General features: G+C 72.2%; 18 protein-coding genes. 12 read left to right on the top strand and 6 right to left on the bottom strand.

Annotated features, from left to right (window positions below; all coding sequences use genetic code 11):
- The first annotated feature begins 24 nt into the window (after nucleotides 1-24).
- A complete protein-coding gene (locus tag QSK45_RS34850; RefSeq protein ID WP_285562926.1) occupies nucleotides 25-1185 on the top strand; it encodes a cation diffusion facilitator family transporter in 1161 nt (386 codons plus the stop codon).
- A gap of 288 nt (nucleotides 1186-1473) precedes the next feature.
- On the opposite strand, the gene QSK45_RS34845 is transcribed toward QSK45_RS34850, so the two are convergent.
- Nucleotides 1474-2304 carry a DUF1259 domain-containing protein gene (locus tag QSK45_RS34845; RefSeq protein ID WP_285562925.1) on the bottom strand — a complete coding sequence of 277 codons (831 nt, stop codon included), beginning with the start codon at nucleotides 2302-2304 and terminating at the stop codon, nucleotides 1474-1476.
- Nucleotides 2305-2462: 158 nt separating this feature from the next.
- Between QSK45_RS34845 and QSK45_RS34840 the strand changes: the two genes are divergently transcribed.
- Complete coding sequence (locus QSK45_RS34840) at nucleotides 2463-2900, top strand: PaaI family thioesterase (protein ID WP_490993662.1); 438 nt, start codon at nucleotides 2463-2465, stop codon at nucleotides 2898-2900.
- Here the strand turns inward: QSK45_RS34840 and QSK45_RS34835 are convergent.
- Nucleotides 2810-3241 carry a pyrophosphohydrolase domain-containing protein gene (locus tag QSK45_RS34835; RefSeq protein ID WP_285562923.1) on the bottom strand — a complete coding sequence of 144 codons (432 nt, stop codon included), beginning with the start codon at nucleotides 3239-3241 and terminating at the stop codon, nucleotides 2810-2812. The genes QSK45_RS34840 and QSK45_RS34835 overlap by 91 nt on opposite strands.
- A 152-nt stretch (nucleotides 3242-3393) precedes the next feature.
- On the opposite strand from QSK45_RS34835, the gene QSK45_RS34830 reads away from it, so the two are divergent.
- The gene (locus QSK45_RS34830) at nucleotides 3394-4392 is read left to right on the top strand and encodes a TAXI family TRAP transporter solute-binding subunit (protein WP_285562922.1); all 999 of its coding nucleotides are present in this window, start codon (nucleotides 3394-3396) and stop codon (nucleotides 4390-4392) included.
- Here QSK45_RS34830 and QSK45_RS34825 read toward each other — a convergent pair.
- Nucleotides 4382-5782: a sensor histidine kinase gene (locus QSK45_RS34825; RefSeq protein WP_285562921.1), complete on the bottom strand. Its 1401-nt coding sequence runs from the start codon at nucleotides 5780-5782 to the stop codon at nucleotides 4382-4384. The two genes, QSK45_RS34830 and QSK45_RS34825, sit on opposite strands and share 11 nt — an antisense overlap.
- Nucleotides 5783-5791: 9 nt before the next feature.
- The gene (locus tag QSK45_RS34820) at nucleotides 5792-6478 is read right to left on the bottom strand and encodes a response regulator transcription factor (RefSeq protein WP_285562920.1); all 687 of its coding nucleotides are present in this window, start codon (nucleotides 6476-6478) and stop codon (nucleotides 5792-5794) included.
- Nucleotides 6479-6771: 293 nt separating this feature from the next.
- Here QSK45_RS34820 and QSK45_RS34815 point away from each other — a divergent pair, with 293 nt between their 5' ends.
- From QSK45_RS34815 to QSK45_RS34780, 9 genes are all read left to right on the top strand, one after another.
- A complete protein-coding gene (locus QSK45_RS34815; protein WP_285562919.1) occupies nucleotides 6772-7548 on the top strand; it encodes an amino acid ABC transporter ATP-binding protein in 777 nt (258 codons plus the stop codon).
- 80 nt (nucleotides 7549-7628) lie between these two features.
- A complete protein-coding gene (locus QSK45_RS34810; protein WP_285562918.1) occupies nucleotides 7629-8462 on the top strand; it encodes a glutamate ABC transporter substrate-binding protein in 834 nt (277 codons plus the stop codon).
- Between the two features lie 79 nt (nucleotides 8463-8541).
- Nucleotides 8542-9207, top strand: a complete 666-nt coding sequence (locus tag QSK45_RS34805; RefSeq protein WP_285562917.1) for an amino acid ABC transporter permease — start codon at nucleotides 8542-8544, stop codon at nucleotides 9205-9207.
- Complete coding sequence (locus QSK45_RS34800; RefSeq protein WP_285562916.1) at nucleotides 9204-10139, top strand: amino acid ABC transporter permease; 936 nt, start codon at nucleotides 9204-9206, stop codon at nucleotides 10137-10139. Before QSK45_RS34805 ends, QSK45_RS34800 begins: the two co-directional genes overlap by 4 nt.
- Nucleotides 10140-10318: 179 nt before the next feature.
- Nucleotides 10319-11920 carry an FAD-dependent monooxygenase gene (locus QSK45_RS34795; protein ID WP_285562915.1) on the top strand — a complete coding sequence of 534 codons (1602 nt, stop codon included), beginning with the start codon at nucleotides 10319-10321 and terminating at the stop codon, nucleotides 11918-11920.
- 112 nt (nucleotides 11921-12032) lie between these two features.
- Complete coding sequence (locus QSK45_RS34790) at nucleotides 12033-12380, top strand: antibiotic biosynthesis monooxygenase family protein (RefSeq protein ID WP_285562914.1); 348 nt, start codon at nucleotides 12033-12035, stop codon at nucleotides 12378-12380.
- A gap of 225 nt (nucleotides 12381-12605) precedes the next feature.
- The gene (locus QSK45_RS38685) at nucleotides 12606-12653 is read left to right on the top strand and encodes a hypothetical protein (protein ID WP_309506048.1); all 48 of its coding nucleotides are present in this window, start codon (nucleotides 12606-12608) and stop codon (nucleotides 12651-12653) included.
- Nucleotides 12654-12723: 70 nt separating this feature from the next.
- Complete coding sequence (locus QSK45_RS34785) at nucleotides 12724-13281, top strand: cupin domain-containing protein (protein WP_285562913.1); 558 nt, start codon at nucleotides 12724-12726, stop codon at nucleotides 13279-13281.
- A complete protein-coding gene (locus QSK45_RS34780) occupies nucleotides 13278-13691 on the top strand; it encodes a rhodanese-like domain-containing protein (protein ID WP_285562912.1) in 414 nt (137 codons plus the stop codon). The genes QSK45_RS34785 and QSK45_RS34780 overlap by 4 nt, the downstream gene beginning before the upstream one ends.
- A gap of 51 nt (nucleotides 13692-13742) precedes the next feature.
- On the opposite strand, the gene QSK45_RS34775 is transcribed toward QSK45_RS34780, so the two are convergent.
- Complete coding sequence (locus QSK45_RS34775) at nucleotides 13743-16271, bottom strand: FtsX-like permease family protein (RefSeq protein ID WP_285562911.1); 2529 nt, start codon at nucleotides 16269-16271, stop codon at nucleotides 13743-13745.
- A 266-nt stretch (nucleotides 16272-16537) separates the two neighbouring features.
- Entirely contained in the window at nucleotides 16538-17380 is an 843-nt protein-coding gene (gene recX, locus QSK45_RS34770; protein ID WP_285562910.1) for a recombination regulator RecX, read from the bottom strand.
- Between the last annotated feature and the right edge of the window lies 1 nt (nucleotide 17381).

Below are 17381 nucleotides of genomic sequence, written 5' to 3'. Positions count from 1 at the left end.
CCATCGTCCGAAAGGCACGCGACCGTGAGCGAGCAGTCCCACACCCATGAGCCGCACGACCGCGGCCACGGCGGCAGCGACCACCCTCATCCGCACGCCGACGACCACCACGACCACGGTGACCACGAGGGCGGCGGACACGACCACGGGCACCAGCACGGTGACCACGGGCATGAGCACGATCACGGCGGCGGCCGGTGGGCCAGGCTGCGCCACCAGCTCGCGCACCTGGTCACTCCGCACAGTCATGAGGCGATGGACAAGGTCGACTCCGCGATGGAGACCTCCCGGGAAGGTATGCGCACGCTGTGGCTGTCCCTGGGCATCCTCGGACTGACCACGGTCATCCAGGCCGTGATCGTGGCCGTATCCGGCTCGGTGGCCCTGCTGGGCGACACCATCCACAACGCCGCCGACGCGCTGACCGCCCTCCCCCTCGGCATCGCGTTCGTCCTGGGCCGGCGGGCCGCGAACCGCCGCTACACCTACGGCTACGGCCGCGCCGAGGACCTGGCCGGCATCGCCATCGTGCTCACGATCGCCGCCTCCTCCGCCCTGGCCGCCTACGAGGCCGTCGACCGCCTGCTCGATCCGCGCGAGATCACCCACCTGTGGGTGGTGGCGATCGCCGCGGTGGTCGGTTTCATCGGCAACGAGTGGGTCGCCCGCTACCGGATCACCACCGGCCGCAAGATCGGCTCGGCCGCGCTGGTCGCCGACGGCCTGCACGCCCGCACCGACGGCTTCACCTCCCTCGCGGTCCTCCTCGGCGCCAGCGGCGCCGCTCTGGGGTGGCGCTGGGCCGACCCGGTGGTCGGGCTGCTGATCACCGCCGCGATCCTGATGGTCCTCAAGGACGCCGCCCGCGAGGTCTACCGGCGCCTGATGGACTCCGTCGACCCGAAACTGGTCGACGCGGCCGAGGCGGCCCTGCGCGACGTCGACGGGGTCCTGGGCGTCGGCCAGGTCCGCATGCGCTGGATCGGGCACGCCCTGCGCGCCGAGGCCGACATCGTCGTCGACCCGCATCTGACCGTCGTCACCGCCCACCAGGTGGCGGTCGCGGCCGAGCACGCCCTGATCCACGCCGTCCCTCGGCTGACCGCCGCCACCGTCCACACCGACCACACCGACCACGGCAGCGACCCGCACGCCGCCCTCGCCCACCACGCTGCCGCCCGCTGACATCGCGGCCGGTCCGGCGACGGTCCTGGTGCGTACCAGCGGTGTCCTGATGAAGTGATCAGCCGACGTGACGGATACCGCCGCGCCCGGCGGGAAGGCGTCGGCGCTGATGGCGTGCAATACAGGTAGATGTCGACGAGCAGGGCCGCGAGCGCGGCCAGGGGCCCGACGGCCGCGGCCAGCGCACCGGTCGCGATGACCGCGCGGCTGCGGCCCCGGGAAAAGGTGATCAGGACGGCGGCGAAGACAGCCGACGGCACCGCGCCATAGACGATCTGGCCCAGCCGATCACGACATGGGAGCCAGCGCGGTCGCGCTGAGGGCAGGACGCAGTGCCCTGGCCAGGGTGACGCCGTCACCCGTGGCCCAGAAGTGCATGTAGAACAGGCGCGGCTGGTCGTTCAGCGTGTGGTTGTGCAGCTCGACGATGTCGATGCCTCCCTTGCGCAGCGCGCGGATGACCTTCTGCACCTCCGGTGCGGTCATCACGAAGTCGCCGTTGATGGCCGCCTTGTCGCCCCCCAGGGGCTGGAAGTTGACGGCGGTGGTGATGCCGAGCGCGGGCGGCAGCACGTGCGTGCCGTCGGTGACGGTGTCCTTGCGGGCGAGGGAGAACTTGTAGATGCCGCCGTCGGCGGTGCCCTTGCGGCCGATCGCCCTGTCGATGCCGGCGGTGTCCAGATCGACGGGCGGCTGGGTGGCCGCAGCCGGCGAGGCGGGCGGGGTGGCGGTGGCGGCCAGCGCGGACTTCAGGCCCTTGGCCAGGGTGACCGGGTCGCCCATGGCGTGGATGTGCGTCCACCAGATCGCCGGGGACTGCTGCAGCAGGTGCTTGTGCAGCGCGGTCTGCTCGATCCCGGCGGCCTGCAGCGCGTCGGTGACCCCGGGCAGCTCGTCCTCGGTGACGACCAGGTCACCCATGAGCATGGTCCCGTCGCGGTACTTGGCGAAGGTCGCGTAGCCACCGAGCGCGAGGCCCGGCTTGACGGCGACGCCCCGGGTGGTGACCTTGAGGTCCTTGCGGGGCAGCGAGACGCGGTAGACGGTGCCCTTCATCAGGGTGCCGGTGCGACCGAGGGCGTCGGCGAGCGGCTTCCAGTCGGCCTTCGTGGTCCGCACGGGCTGCCGCGCCTGACCGCCGGTGGCGGTCGGGGCCGCATCCGTCTGCGTACCGCCCCCCGCAGGGCCCCCCGCCGCTGCGGCGCCGCAACCCGCCAGCAGGCCGGAGACCGCTGTCAGAAGACACGCGGCCGCCGCCCCGGCGACCGGCTTCCTACGTGAACGGGGTGACATGGCCACTCCTCGTCGAGCCTGTGATCGATGGTGTGCGTGTCGCCAGACAAACCGCCGCCACTGAAGTCGGCATACGGAGCGCTTCCAACCGGGTGAGGCCATGCCGCCTTCGCCGCCGGCGTGGGCTCACGACCCTCGAACTCAAGGTCGACTGCATCCGCGCGGCGCGCACGGACGGACGGACCCTGACCGCGGAGGGCACGGTCGTCCACGCCGGCCGCCGCACGGCGACCGCGGAGGGGAAGGTCCTGGACGAGCAGGGCAAGCTGGTCGCCCACGCCACCACGACCGGCATCATCCTCCAGAGCTCCCGGAGGAAGCCTCCGGGGACCTACCGGGCGCCCGCCTCCGCGGCCGTGTCCCGCGCCGCCGGGACCCAGCCCTGGCGGCGCAGGACCGACGACACGTCCGGAGCCCGGTAGTGCTCGCCCTTGAGGACCTTGCCGTCGGCGCGGCGGCTGACCTGTCCGTCGGGGCCGAGCTTGCTCATGTTGGCGCGGTGGATCTCGGCGATCACCTCGTCCAGGTCGATGCCGTGGACCAGGGCGGTGCCGTACGCCACGTACACCACGTCCGCCAGTTCGTGCGCCAGCTTGTCCAGTGGGCCCTCGACCGAGACCTCGCCGACCTCCGCCGCCTCCTCGGCGAGCATGTCCCAGCGGTGGGCGGCCAGTTCGGGCGGCACCTCGGTGGGCGTGCTGCGGGCGTCCAGGCCGAAGGCGCGGTGGAACTCACGGACGAGATCGACGGGCGAAGTGCTCATGCGACGACTGTAACCGCCCCCACCGACAACACCCGCGGGCCGATCTCGCACCGCCTCCGGACCACCGGACCGCCCCGCCCCGGCTCCGCCCGCGTCCCACCTCACAGCCCCGGCCCTGGTCAGCGCCGTACGTCGCCTGGCAGGATCGCCGCATGTCCAAGCTGTTCCCCCGCGTCGCCGGGCGCCGGGCGCTGCCGGCCGCGGCCGCCGGCGTCCTCGTCCTCGGTCTGCTGCTGTGGTGGCTGCTGCCGCTGGGCGAGAAGCCGCCGAGCGGGACGATCGTCTTCAGCACCGGCACGCCCAAGGGCGTCTACCAGGAGTACGGCGAGCGGCTGCGCACCGAGCTGGCCAAGGACATGCCCGGCCTGAAGGTGAAGCTCCTCAACAGCGCGGGCTCGCAGGAGAACGTCCAGCGGGTGGCGACCGGCAAGGCCGACTTCACCATCGCGGCGGCGGACGCCGTGCAGACGTACGAGCTGGAACACGGCAGCGGCGCCGGGCGACTGCGCGGGGTGGCCCGGCTCTACGACGACTACGTGCACCTCGTCGTGCGCGGGGACTCGGGCATCCGCGGCATCGAGGACCTGCGGCACAAGCGGGTCGCGACCGGCCTGCCCGACTCGGGGGTGAGGCTGATCGCCGACCGGGTGCTGCGGGCCGCGGGCATCGATCCGCGCCGGGACATCACCCCGGCCGCCGACGGCATAGACACCGGTCCCGACCGGCTGGAACGGGGCGGGATCGACGCGTTCTTCTGGTCGGGCGGCCTGCCCACCAAGGGCCTGGCCGCACTGGCCAGGAAGGGCGCCTTCCGGTTCATCCCGATCGACGCCGGCCTGGTCGGCAAGCTGCACGCACAGGGCGATCAGACGCGCTACTACCGGGCCACCAACCTGCCCGAGTCGGCGTACCCGGGCGTCCAGCAGGGCGAGGAGGTGCCGACGATCGCGGTGTCCAACCTCCTGATGACCCGCGCCGACGTGGACCCGCGGCTCACCGAGTGGGTGACCCGCACGGTGATCAAGAGCCGGGACGGCATCGGCGCGCACGTCCACTCCGCCCAGCTGGTCGACCTGCGCACCGCGATCTACACCGACCCCCTCCCGCTCCAGGAGGGCGCCCGGCGCTACTACCGCTCGGTCAAGCCCTGAACCTCGGCACCGAGACCGTCACCCGCAGCCCCCGCGGTTCGTGGTGGCCGTAGGCGATCGAGCCGCCGCCCGCCTCCAGGAGCGCGCGGGTGATGGACAGGCCGAGCCCGGAGCCCTTGACGTTCTGGTGGCGGCCGCTGCGCCAGAAGCGGTCGCCCACGCGCGCGAGCTCGTCGTCGGTGAGGCCGGGTCCGGTGTCGGTGACGACGACCCTCGACGTCTCGCCCTCGAAGGAGACGGCGACCTCGACGGCGCCTCCCTCGGGGGTGAACTTCACCGCGTTGTCGATCACCGCGTCCAGCGCGCTGGAGAGGGTGATCGGGTCGGCCCAGCCGGTGGTGGCCGGGCAGTCGCCGGTCAGCCGTACCCCCTTGACGTCGGCGGCCGGCGTCCAGGCGGCCAGCCGTTCCTCGGCCAGCGCGCCGATGTCGGTCAGGCTGAGATCGGCCTCGGCGTGCTCGGCGAGCGCCAGGTCGAGCAGGTCGTCCAGGACCTGCGCGAGGCGCTTGCCCTCCGTGCGCACCGAGGCGATCTCCTCGTTGTCCTCGGGGAGTTCGAGCGCGAGCAGTTCGATGCGCAGCAGCAGCGCCGAGAGCGGGTTGCGCAACTGGTGCGAGGCGTCCGCGACGAAGGCGCGCTGCTGCTCCAGCACCTCCTCGACATGGTCCGCCATCTCGTTGAACGACCGGGCCAGACGTCTGAGTTCCGGCGGCCCGCCGGCGGCCGCCACCCGGGACTTCAGGCGCCCGGTGGCGATGTCGTGGGTGGTGGCGTCCAGGACCCGTACCGGCCGGAGCACCCAGCCGGTCAGCCGCAGGGCCGCGCCGACGGCGAGCAGCATGGCCGCGACCTCACCGGCCCCGATGAACAGCCAGTCGTGCAGGATCCGCCACCGCAGCGGTCCGGTGGGCGAGTCGGTGACGACGACCGCGACGACGTCGCCGTCCCGGATCACCGGCGAGGCGACCACCAGTCGGCTGTGCTGCCACGGCCACGCCTGCCGCGGGTCGTGGCTGCGGCGGCTGAGCAGCGCCTCGTCGAACGCCTCCCGCAGCTCCCCCGTACGCGGTACGAACCAGTCGCCGGGCGCGTTGGCCATGGCGGAGCCGTTGCGGTAGAAGACGCCCGCGCGGATGCCGTAGACGCCGTAGTAGTTGTCCAGCTCGCTGCGCAGGGCCTGCCAGCGCTCGTCGGTGCTGGTGCGCCGGGAGCCGCCGGGGACCTCGGTGACGAACTGGGCGAGCGCGGCGAAGCGTGCCGTGTCGTCGATCCGGTCGACCACGACCCGCTGCTGCTCGGCGGCGGCCATGCTGACGGCGAGCGGCACGCCGAGGGCGAGGAGGACGGCCGCCATCAGGACGATGAGCAGCGGCAGCAGCCGTGTGCGCACCCGGCCCCGCTAGGCGGCCGGGGCGACGAGCCGGTAGCCGACGCCGCGGACGGTCTCGATGAGCGCGGGCAGGCGCAGCTTGGCCCGCAGGGAGGCGACGTGCACCTCCAGGGTGCGCCCGGTGCCCTCCCAGCTGGTCTGCCAGACCTCGCTGATGATCTGCTCCCGCCGGAAGACCACTCCGGGGCGCTGGGCGAGCAGGGCCAGCAGATCGAACTCCTTGCGGGTGAGCTGGACGACCGAGCCCTCCACGCTGACCTGGCGGGTCGGCAGTTCGATGCGCACCGGGCCGAGGCGCAGCAGGTCCTCGCCGCCCTGGGCGCTCTCCTCGTGGGCGGTGCGCCGGCTGACGGCGTGGATGCGGGCGAGCAGTTCCCCGGTGTCGTACGGCTTGACCACGTAGTCGTCGGCGCCCAGGTTGAGCCCGTGGATGCGGGAGCGGACGTCGGAGCGGGCGGTGACCATGATCACCGGAGTGCTGGTGCGCTTGCGTATCTTGCCGCAGACCTCGTAACCGTCCTGGTCGGGCAGGCCCAGGTCGAGCAGGACCACGCCGAAACCGTCGCTCTCGGGGACGAGCGCCCGCAGGGCCTCCTCGCCGCTGCGCGCGTGGGTCACGTCGAATCCGTGCCGGGTGAGCACGGCGGACAGCGCCGCGGCGACGTGGTTGTCGTCCTCGACGAGCAGCAGTCTCATTCCGGCCCCCTCCGATTCAGCGGTCGTACGGACGTCGTTCGTCCTCCTTGCAGATCATGTGCGCGCACGGGTGCACCATGGCAGTGACGCCGATGGAGCAGGACGCCGTCAAGAGGGTTCCGGTTGCCCGCCGCTTCCGTTATGCGGCCGATACGCATCCTGGCGGATGCCGCTACGACATGTGTACGACGGCTACCGGATCGTGATCCTCAGATCTCCCTCAGATGTGATGACGCAGGTCACAAGCCCTCATTACTGTCCTCCGAAACCGAGGAGGACGGAGCCGTGAAGCGATGACCGAAGTATCGGTGGCCAAGGAGGACAGGGCCGCTTCCGACGAACTGGTCGTCCTGAAGAGCGTCAACAAGCACTTCGGCGCGTTGCACGTGCTCCAGGACATCGACCTGACGATCGACCGCGGCGAGGTCGTGGTCGTGATCGGGCCCTCCGGGTCCGGCAAGTCGACCCTGTGCCGCACCATCAACCGCCTGGAGACGATCGACTCGGGCACCATCACGATCGACGGCAAGGCCCTGCCGCACGAGGGCCGGGAGCTGGCACGGCTGCGGGCCGACGTCGGGATGGTCTTCCAGTCCTTCAACCTCTTCGCGCACAAGACCGTGCTCGAGAACGTGATGCTGGGCCAGATCAAGGTCCGCAAGGCGGACAGGAAGCAGGCCGAGGAGAAGGCGCGGGCCCTGCTCGACCGGGTCGGCGTGGGCACCCAGGCCGACAAGTACCCCGCGCAGCTGTCCGGCGGCCAGCAGCAGCGTGTCGCCATCGCACGGGCGCTGGCGATGAACCCGAAGGTCATGCTCTTCGACGAGCCGACCTCGGCCCTCGACCCCGAGATGATCAACGAGGTCCTGGACGTCATGCGGCAGCTTGCGCGCGAGGGAATGACGATGATCGTCGTCACCCACGAGATGGGCTTCGCCCGGTCGGCCGCCAACCGGGTGGTCTTCATGGCGGACGGCCGGATCGTCGAGCAGGCCGCGCCCGACCAGTTCTTCAGCAATCCGCGCAGCGACCGGGCCAAGGACTTCCTGTCCAAGATCCTGCACCACTGAGGGTGCGGGCGGCCGTCCCGGGCGCCCGGATCGTCTTCTCCCACGGGCCTCGTCCCTCACCACTTCGAAGGATGTTCAGCATGAAGCTCCGCAAGGTCACCGCCGCCTCGGCCGCCGTCCTCGCCCTCGGCCTCGCTGCCACCGCGTGCGGCGGCGACAAGAAGGACGACAACGGTTCCTCCGGCGGCAAGAAGATCACCATCGGCATCAAGTTCGACCAGCCCGGCCTCGGTCAGAAGACGCCCCAGGGCTACTCGGGTTTCGATGTCGACGTGGCCACCTATGTCGCCAAGAAGCTCGGCTACGGCTCCGACCAGATCGAGTGGAAGGAGTCGAAGAGCGCCGACCGCGAGACCATGCTGCAGCGCGGTGACGTCGACTTCATCGCCGCCACGTACTCGATCACCCCGGAGCGCGAGCAGAAGGTCGACTTCGCCGGCCCGTACCTGCTGGCCCACCAGGACGTGCTGCTGCGTGCCGACGAGACGGCCATCAAGGCGCCTGCGGACCTGAACAACAAGAAGCTGTGTTCCGTGGCCGGTTCGACCTCGGCGCAGAACGTCAAGGCCAAGCTGGCCCCGAAGGCCGACCTCCAGACGTACCCGACGTACTCGGCCTGCCTGTCGGGTCTGCAGAGCGGCGCCATCGACGCCCTCACCACGGACGACTCCATCCTCGCCGGTTACGCCGCCCAGGCCCAGTTCAAGGGCAAGTTCAAGCTCGGCGGCTTCAAGATGACCAACGAGAACTACGGGATCGGCGTCAAGAAGGGCAGCGACCTCAAGGCGAAGATCAACAAGGCGCTCGAGTCCATGGTGTCCGACGGCTCCTGGGCCGCGGCCGTGAAGAAGAACTTCGGTCCGGCCGACTACAAGAACGAGCCCGCGCCGAAGATCGGCGACATCAAGAGCTGAGGCAACGCCCTGCCGGTGCGCCGCCGTTCACGACGGCGGCGCACCGTGGGCATCCCTACACGCGGAAGCGCGGGAGATCGTGTTCGACTTTCTTGGACATTACGACGTACTGGGCGCCTTCTGGACGACGGTGCAGCTCACCCTGCTGTCGGCCGTGGGCTCCCTGGTCTGGGGCACCCTGCTGGCCGCCATGCGGGTGGGTCCGGTACCGCTGATGCGCGGTTTCGGCACCGCCTACGTGAACATCGTGCGGAACATCCCGCTCACGGTGATCATCCTGTTCTCCTCGCTCGGTCTGAACCAGACGCTGGGTATCAGCCTGGGCGCCAAGGGCTTCGACGCGATCAACTTCCGGCTGGCCGTGCTCGGCCTGATCGTCTACACCTCGGCTTTCGTGTGCGAGGCGATCCGGGCCGGCATCAACACGGTGCCGGTCGGTCAGGCGGAGGCGGCACGGGCCATCGGCCTCAGCTTCTCCCAGGTGCTCGGTCTGGTCGTGCTCCCGCAGGCCTTCCGCGCGACCGTCGGACCGCTGACCAACGTGCTGATCGCGTTGACGAAGAACACGACGGTGGCCGCCGCGATCAACGTGGCGGAGGCAGCCCTGCTGATGAAGAAGATGATCGAGAACGAGGCGCAGCTGATGGCGATCTCGGCGGTCATCGCCTTCGGCTTCGTCTGCCTGACCCTGCCGACCGGCCTGATCCTCGGCTGGGTGGGCAAGAAGGTGGCGGTGAAGCGATGACTTCGGTCCTGTTCGACACTCCGGGGCCCCGCGCCAAGCGGCGCAACATTCTGTACACGGCGGCCTTCCTGGTCGTCCTCGCGGCCCTCGTCTGGTGGGTTTACACCGCCATGAACGACAAGGGCCAGCTGGACTGGGCCCTGTGGAAGCCCTTCTTCACCGGTTCCGAGGCGTACACGACGTACATCTGGCCCGGCCTGCAGAAGACCCTGGAGGCGGCGGCGCTGGCGATGGTCATCGCGCTGCCGCTCGGTGCCGTGCTCGGCATCGCCCGGCTCTCGGACCACGCCTGGGTGCGCGTGGTCGCCTCCGTCCTGGTCGAGTTCTTCCGCGCGATCCCCGTACTGGTCCTGATGATCTTCGGGCTGGCGCTCTTCGCCCAGTACACCGGCGTCAGTTCGGACGACCGGCCGTTCTACGCGGTCGTCACCGGCCTGGTGCTCTACAACGCGTCGGTCCTCGCGGAGATCGTCCGCGCGGGCATCCTCTCGCTGCCGAGGGGCCAGTCCGAGGCGGCCCTGGCGATCGGCCTGCGCAAGGGTCAGATGATGCGGCTCGTGCTGCTCCCGCAGTCGGTCACCGTGATGCTGCCGGCCATCGTCAGCCAGCTGGTGGTCATCGTGAAGGACACCGCCCTCGGCGGCGCGGTCCTCACCTTCCCCGAGCTGCTGGCCTCGGCCAACACGATGAGCGGCTACTACGGCAACTTCATCGCCTCCCTCACCGTCGTGGCCGTGATCTACGTGGCCATCAACTTCTCGCTCACCTCCTTCGCGCACTGGCTGGAGGGCCGGCTGAGGCGGGGCAAGAAGTCCACCGGAGCGGTACTGGGCACGCAGGACGTGGCGGAGGTCGCCGGTTCGGCGGCGACCGGGGCGGACCCGGCCGGTTCCCTCTCCGGCATCGGTGACATCACCGGCCCCAAGAAGTGACCATCACTCAAGTCGCATGATTCGGCCGGGGGCAGTGGCATGATCGCCACTGCCCCCGAGGGTCACTTGACGCATACTCTGCCAATGGGTTGCATACGTTCTGTGATCGTGCACCCGGCCTCACCTTGCTGTTCACCCACTGCCGTCGAGGCATCGCCGCGGACAGGGGGCGCCGCGCCGTGGACCCGGTGATCATCGTCGGAGCGGGGCCCGTCGGGCTCACGCTCGCCCTGGCACTGGCCCGCCAGGAGGTGCCGACCGTCGTCCTGGACGAGGGCCCCGGCAAGGAGGAGCCCCGCCCGGCGCGCACCGTCGTGTTGCGCGAGGACACCGCCGCGCTGCTGGAGCGGCTGACCGGGGCGGCGCTCGACCACCACGGCGTGCGCTGGACCGGCTGGCGGTCGATGCGGCGCCGGCAGGTGGTGAGCGAGATCGCCTTCGGCCCGGACGAGCCCGCTCCGCTGCACATCGCCCAGCACGTGATCACGGGCCTGCTGCGGGCGGCCGTCGCCGATCGGCCCCTGGTGGAGATCGCCGCGGGCAGCCGCCTGGACGCGATCGAGCAGGAGCCCTCGGGTGTCACCGCGCACACCCGGGGTCCCAAGGGCACCTGGTGGCGCGGCAGTTACCTGGTGGGCTGCGACGGCACCCGCTCGACCGTGCGCAAGCTTCAGGACATTCGTTTCCCCGGCCGTACGGCGGTGGAGCGGCACGCGGTCGCCGCGCTGCGCACGGAACTCCCGTGGGAGGGGCAGGCGTTGCTGCACCGGATGCCACCGTGGCGGTCGTCCGGTCCCTTCGCCGGGGAGGTGACCGCCCGCCCCCTGCCGGACGGTGCCTGGCGCCTGGACTGGCTGCTGCCGCCGGGCAAGGACCTGATCACGCCCGAACTGCTGGTGGCCCGCGTCCGCGAGACCCTCGCGGGCTGGACCGACGGCTCGACGCCCGCGTACGACCTGCTCGACACCGGCGTCCACACGGTGCACCACCGGCTGGCCCGGCGGTGGCGCAACGGCCGCGTCTTCCTCGCCGGCGACGCGGCACACCTGCTCGGCGCGCTGGGCACACAAGGGCTGGACGAGGGGCTGCGGGACGCCGACAACCTCTCCTGGAAACTGGCCGCCGCCTGGCACCACGGGCCGCACGAGACGCTGCTGGACAGCTACCAGGCCGAGCGGCGCGCGGTGGTCGCCGCCCGGCTGCGGGCCACCGACCAGGCACTGCCGGGGCTGCGCAGCGGAGGTGGGCTGCGGTACATCGTCCCCGGCGCGGCCCGCGGCCACGACGCCCTGCTCACCGACGGCCACCTGGGTCGCGGGGCGCTCGGCGCGCCGGGCGCGTACTCCGCCTCCCCCCTCACGCCCCGGCACCTCCAGGGCGAGATCCCCGTCGACACCTCCCCCGGCGCCCCGGTGACCGACGTCCGCGTCACGGCGGAGGACGGCTCCCTCGTCCGCCTCCGCGACCGCCTCGGCCGCGGCGCCCTCCTCGTCGTCCTGGTCGCCCCCGGCACGGGCGTCTGGGACCGCAAGCACTGGGTCTCCGCGGGCGTGATGCCCCGCCTGGCCGCCGCGGTGACGGCCCTGCCCCACCCGGCCGAGCTGCTGGTCGCCGAGTCCTACCCGGGCGCCCCGGCCCACAGCGTCCTGCTGGTGCGCCCCGACGGCCACCTGGTCACCACGCTGAACGGCGTCCGGCCCGCCGACTTGTACGCGGCGGCGGAGGCGACGGTGGGGGGAGCCGTGGCGGAAGCGGTCGAGGCGGAGGCGGGGGTGGGGTGAGGGCGACTCCCCCGGGAACGCGGGTCGGTCACCGCACAGGGGGTTGTGAGTCCGGTCGGCACGCGAGATCGTTTGCGGCGTTACTGCTGGTGCCGTCTGCTGGAGGAACTCCGTGACCGATGTCGCGCCCGCGTCGCTGCCCACACCGCCCTACTACGCCGTGGTGTTCACCGCCGTACGGACCGCCGTCGACCACGGCTACGCGGAGACGGACGAGCGGTTGCTGGAACTGGCCGCCGAGCAGCCGGGGTTCCTCGGTGTCGATTCCGCTCGCCGTCCGGACGGTCTGGGGATCACGGTGTCGTACTGGAGGGACGAGGACTCGATCGCCGCCTGGCGGGAGCACGCGGAGCACGCCCTGGCCCGTGTGCACGGACGCGAGCACTGGTACGCCTCCTACTCGCTCCACGTGGCCAAGGTCGAGCGCGCCTACGGGTTTACCCGCCCGGCCGATCTGTAGGCACCCCGCACGCTCCTCGGCACGGCGGGCGTGAGCTTCGGGGCGGGGAACCCGAGGCGCGCGAACCGTGGACTCGGGGCGTGCCGCACATCGGCCCCGCGCCGTACCACCCCGGTGCGCCGTCATCCTCTGTCCGCATGGTGACGGTCGGTTGACCGGGCTCCGACGGCGTGTTGTACTCCGCTCGTGACCGACACCTGTGTGCGCCTGTGGCGGAGGGTCCATATGGACCTCGTCCGCTATGCGGGTTGCGTGTGTCGTCCGTCCTGCTGAATTCGCATCCCCTTTTTCTTCCGGGCGCCGCCGTGCGCCCGTTCCGCGAACCCTCTTCAGGACGGTGCACGTGTCTGTCTCGTCTCCTTCGGCTTCTTCCCCGACGTCTCCTTCCGCGTCCCCAATCACCGGTTCGGCCCCGACCCAGGCGGAACTCCTCGACTTCGTACGGCGCACGGCGGCCGACGCCGAACTGCTCGCCGCTCTCCCACTGGACCCGGAGGGCCGCACCTGGATACGGCTGGACGGCCCCGGCGGCAGCGAGGCGTGGCTGATCGGCTGGCCGCCGGGCACCGGCACCGGCTGGCACGACCACGCCGAGTCGGTCGGCGCCTTCCTCACCGCCTCGGGCGAGCTCAAGGAGAACGCGCTCGCCGTCCGGCTGCCCACCGACGGCTGGCAGACCCTGGAACTCACCGCGGGCGTGGACCGCGAACGCCGGCTGCCTGCCGGACAGGGGCGCGCCTTCGGCCACCACCATGTGCACGAGGTCCTCAACGACTCCCCCGACCGACACGCGATCTCCGTCCACGCCTACTACCCGCCGCTCCCCCGCATCCGCCGCTACAGTCGCTCGGGCCAGGTGCTGCGCCTGGAGCAGGTCGAACGCCCGGAGGACTGGCAGTGAGCAGCGCCCCACACCACGGCCCGGTCGGCATCGACGAGTTGCTGGAGCGGGTGCGCACCGGCTACCGGCGCGTCGAGGCGCGGGAGGCGTACGAGACGGCACGGACCGGTGACGCCCTGCTGGTCGACATCCGGTACGCGGCCCTGCGCGAGCGGGACGGGCTGATCCCCGGCGCCGTCGTCGTCGAGCGCAACGAACTGGAGTGGCGCCTCGACCCCCGGGGCAGCCACCGCCTCCCCGAGGCCACGAGCCACGACCTGCGCATCGTGCTGATCTGCAACGAGGGCTACGCCTCCACCCTCGCCGCCGCCTCCCTCCACCAACTCGGCCTGAACCGGGCCACCGACCTGGTCGGCGGCTTCCAGTCCTGGCGCTCGGCCGGTCTTCCGGTGACGCCGGTGACGCGGTGACGCGGTGACGCCGACGGGAATCTGACCGCTGCTCCCTCGCCGCGCCGTGGCCTACTCCCTCGCCGTGGCCGCCGTCACCGCCGGCACCCGCAGTGCCGCACGTCCCGGCAGGGCGCATGCCACCAGGGCGAGGAGACCGGCGGTCGCGACGACGGCTGCATAGAGGAGGGGTGTGACCACGGGCACCGCCCGGCCGGTCATCCCCGCGCTGAACGCGGTGAGCACGGCGAGGGCGATGCCGCTGCCGAGCGCGGTGGCCAGGAGCAGCAGGGACAGCGACTCGGTGCGCAGCATGCGCAGCACCTGGCGCCGGGTCGCGCCCGCGAGCCGCAGCAGCGCGAACTCCCGTACCCGCTCCGCCACCGACATGGCCAGCGTGTTGATCACCGCGATGGCGGTGAAGGCGAGCACGAGGCCCATGGCGAGGTAGTTGACCTCGGCGTTCGTCCGCCCGTGCCCGGCCTCCAGTGCCTCGGCGCGGTCCGGGGCGGATATGCGCAGTCCCGGGAACCCGCGCAGAGAGGCGGCGATTTGACGCTGCGTCCGGGACGTGCTGACGAGGAGGGAGGAGGCGAGCGGGTTGTCGACGTGCGGGGCGACGAGGTCGTGGGCGAGGGTGATATCCCCGAAGCCGAGACCCCGGGCGTAGACCGCGGCGACGGTGACCGTGACGGGCGTTCCGTCGCCGAGCGTGAGACCCAGTCTGCTTCCGGGCCCCACATGCTGTTGGTCGGCGGCCAGTCGGCTGACCGCGACGGTGCCGGGCCCGAGCGCGCCCAGGGAACCCGCGGTCACCTCCGGGTCCCAGGTGCGGGACAGGCCACCGGGGGTGACGCCCTGCGCCGGGTACTTGTCGAGGCCCACGCGGACCGTCGTCCGCACGACCTCGATGACCGTGTCCTGCCGCGCCCGCAAGCGCTGCGCGGCCGCCCCCGGCACACCGGGCCCCTGCGCGGCCACGATCCAGTCGGCCCTGACGCCCTCGCGGACCTGGGCACGGGCCGCGTCGCCGAGCGTGGTCTGTACGAACAGCACCGTGCAGGTCATGCCGACGAGCAGGGTGAGCGGGGTGACCACGGACGCCATCCGGGCGGCGTTGCCCCGCAGGTTGGCGGTGGCGAGCCGGCCGCCCGGACCGGCGAGCCGCAGCGGCCCGGCGAGCAGCGACGCGGCCGCCTTGACCAGGAGCGGCCCGAGCAGGGCGACGGCGATGGACAGCACCACGACGGCCAGCAGCGTCACGGGAGTCGAGGCGGCCTCGGTGCGCAGCGCGGTGAGGAGCACGACCAGGACGACCCCGCCCGCGAGACACAGCAGCCCGGCGAGGAGCCGGCCCCAGGCCGGACGGGCGCGCTCGGACCTGGCCTCCGCAAGGGCCTCGGCCGGTCGTATCCGCGCGATCCTGCGGGAGGCGATGCGGGCCGCCGCCCAGGCACCGAGCAGGGTCGCGGCGAAGGCGACGAGCGGCGGGAAGACACCGACGGTCCGCTCGAGCGTGGCGGGTACGGCCCCCAGGGCGACGAACCTGGAGTACAGCCACCCGCCCAGCGAAAGCCCGAGCAGCGCGCCGGCCGCACCCGCGACCGCCCCCACGATCAGCGCCTCCCGGCCGAGCATCCTGCGGATCTGTCCCGGGGTGGCGGCGACGGCGCGCAGCAGGGCGAGTTCGCGGTGGCGCTGCCGCACGGTGAGCGCGAAGGTGCCGACGACCACGAGCACCGCCACCAGCAGCGAGGTGCCGCCCATGGCCGCGCCCATGCTGACCAGCCGGATGCGGGCGTCGGCCGCGTCCAGGAACTCCACGGGACCACGGGCGTCGCCGGAGCCGACCCGGGCCGTGGTGCCACGCAGCGCCTCTGCGACGGCCTGCCGCAGCCGCTCGGGATCCGTCCCCGCGGCCGGCAGCACGCCGAAGGCGGTGACCTGGCCGGGGTGCGCGGCCAGGCGGCGTGCCTCGGCGGCGGAGAAGAAGAGGGACGTCTGGTGGCGTACGGCTGTGGCCGGGGTGGCGATGCCCGTGATCCGGTAGCTCCGCGGCGCGAGCGTGGACTGCACGGTGAGCCGGTCGCCGGGTCGCAGCCGGGCGCGTGCGGCGAGGGCGTCGTCCACGACCAGCTCGTCGGCGCCCTTGGGCGGGCGGCCCGCGCTGAGCCGGTACGGCGTCAGCGCCGCGGAGTCCCAGGCGTGCCCGTAGGCGGTACGGCCATCCGTGCCCGCCGGGGTCGCCGGCTGGGCGAGGAAGGTGAGTTCGGGTACGACCCGGGCCACCCCGGGGGCGCGGGCGATCCGGTCCCGCAGCCGCTCGGACAGCCAGACGCGCTCGGCGAGGGGCTTCGCCTTGTCCTTGACCTTGGTCTTGCCGTGCCGGTGCCTGACGGTGATCTGGTGGACGTCCTGGTCGGCGGAGACCAGGACCGGCGCGGCCGCGTAGCGCTCGGTGCTGATGGTGCCACGCAGTCCGGTGTCGAGGAGGCTCCCGCAGGCGCTGATCAGGGCGGCCGCACACATCAGGGCGACGAAGGCGCCGAGGAATCCCGCCGTGCGGGCCCGGACTGTCCGGAGGGCGTAACGCAGCATCATCGGGGCGGTCTCTTTTCCGGTGGACGGCCGGCAGGGCCGTGCTGACCGCCCCGAGCGGTCTGCGCGGTGCTCCCGGGGCGTGCCTCCAGCCTCGCCGGTCCGGGGGCCTCGACGCACTGCGGTGACCCGGCGTCCCGAACCGGGGGTAATCCCCCGTCAGACCATCCTGTCGGCACGCTCTTGGGGCGATCCACCGGCCCGCCCCGGCAGCACGCCCTCTTGACGCCCGCCATCGACATGCCGCCGTTCACGCGCCCGCCGCGTCGTCAGAAGTCGGCCTCACCGAGGAATTCGGTGTCCTCGCCCTCTTCCTCCAGCGCCCGGCGGACGACGCGCAGGGACATCCCCTCGGGATACCCCTTGCGCGCGAGCATCCCGGCGAGGCGGCGGATGCGCTTGTCGCGGTCCAGGCCCCGGGTGGCGCGCAGCTTGCGGGTGACGAGTTCCCGGGCGGTCTCCTCCTCCTGGTCGGAGTCGAGCTGCGCGACGGCCTCCTCGATCAGCGTCGAGTCGACCCCCTTGGTGCGCAGCTCCCGGGCGAGGGCACGGCGGGCGAGCCCCCGGCCGTGGTGCCGGGACTCCACCCAGGCGTCCGCGAACGCGCCGTCGTCGATCAGCCCGACCTCCTCGAACCGCGACAGCACCTCCTCGGCCACGTCCTCGGGGATCTCCCGCTTGCGCAGGGCGTCCGCGAGCTGCTTGCGGGTGCGCGGGGTGCCGGTGAGCAGGCGCAGGCAGATCGCCCGTGCCCGCTCAGCCGGGTCCCCCGAAGACTCCCCCCGCTCGGTTCTCGACGGGGAGGGGGCACCTTCGTCCGTGCCGCGCGGCTCGCCGAAACCACGCCGTCGACCGCCACGTCGCCCGCCGCCCCGGGGGCCGCCCGCACCCCGGGCACCGGCACCGGTCGAGCCGCCCCCGTGCGACTCACCGCCCTCGTCGTCCGGCCAGGCGCCGCCTCCCTGTGCGCCGTCCCCGTATCCGTCGTCTCCGCCGGTCGCGTACGCCTCGTCACCGCCCGGGGCATGGGCCTGGCGGCCCCCGGTGCCCCTCCCCCGCGGGGCACCGGGGGTGGCGTAGTCGTACTCGGACCAGTCGGTTCGTCGTGTCACG

This window comes from Streptomyces hygroscopicus subsp. hygroscopicus, from assembly GCF_030269125.1.
Classification (GTDB): domain Bacteria; phylum Actinomycetota; class Actinomycetes; order Streptomycetales; family Streptomycetaceae; genus Streptomyces; species Streptomyces hygroscopicus_C.
Note: the sequence above shows the minus strand (reverse complement) of the source record. Positions and strands in the feature narration are given on the sequence as shown.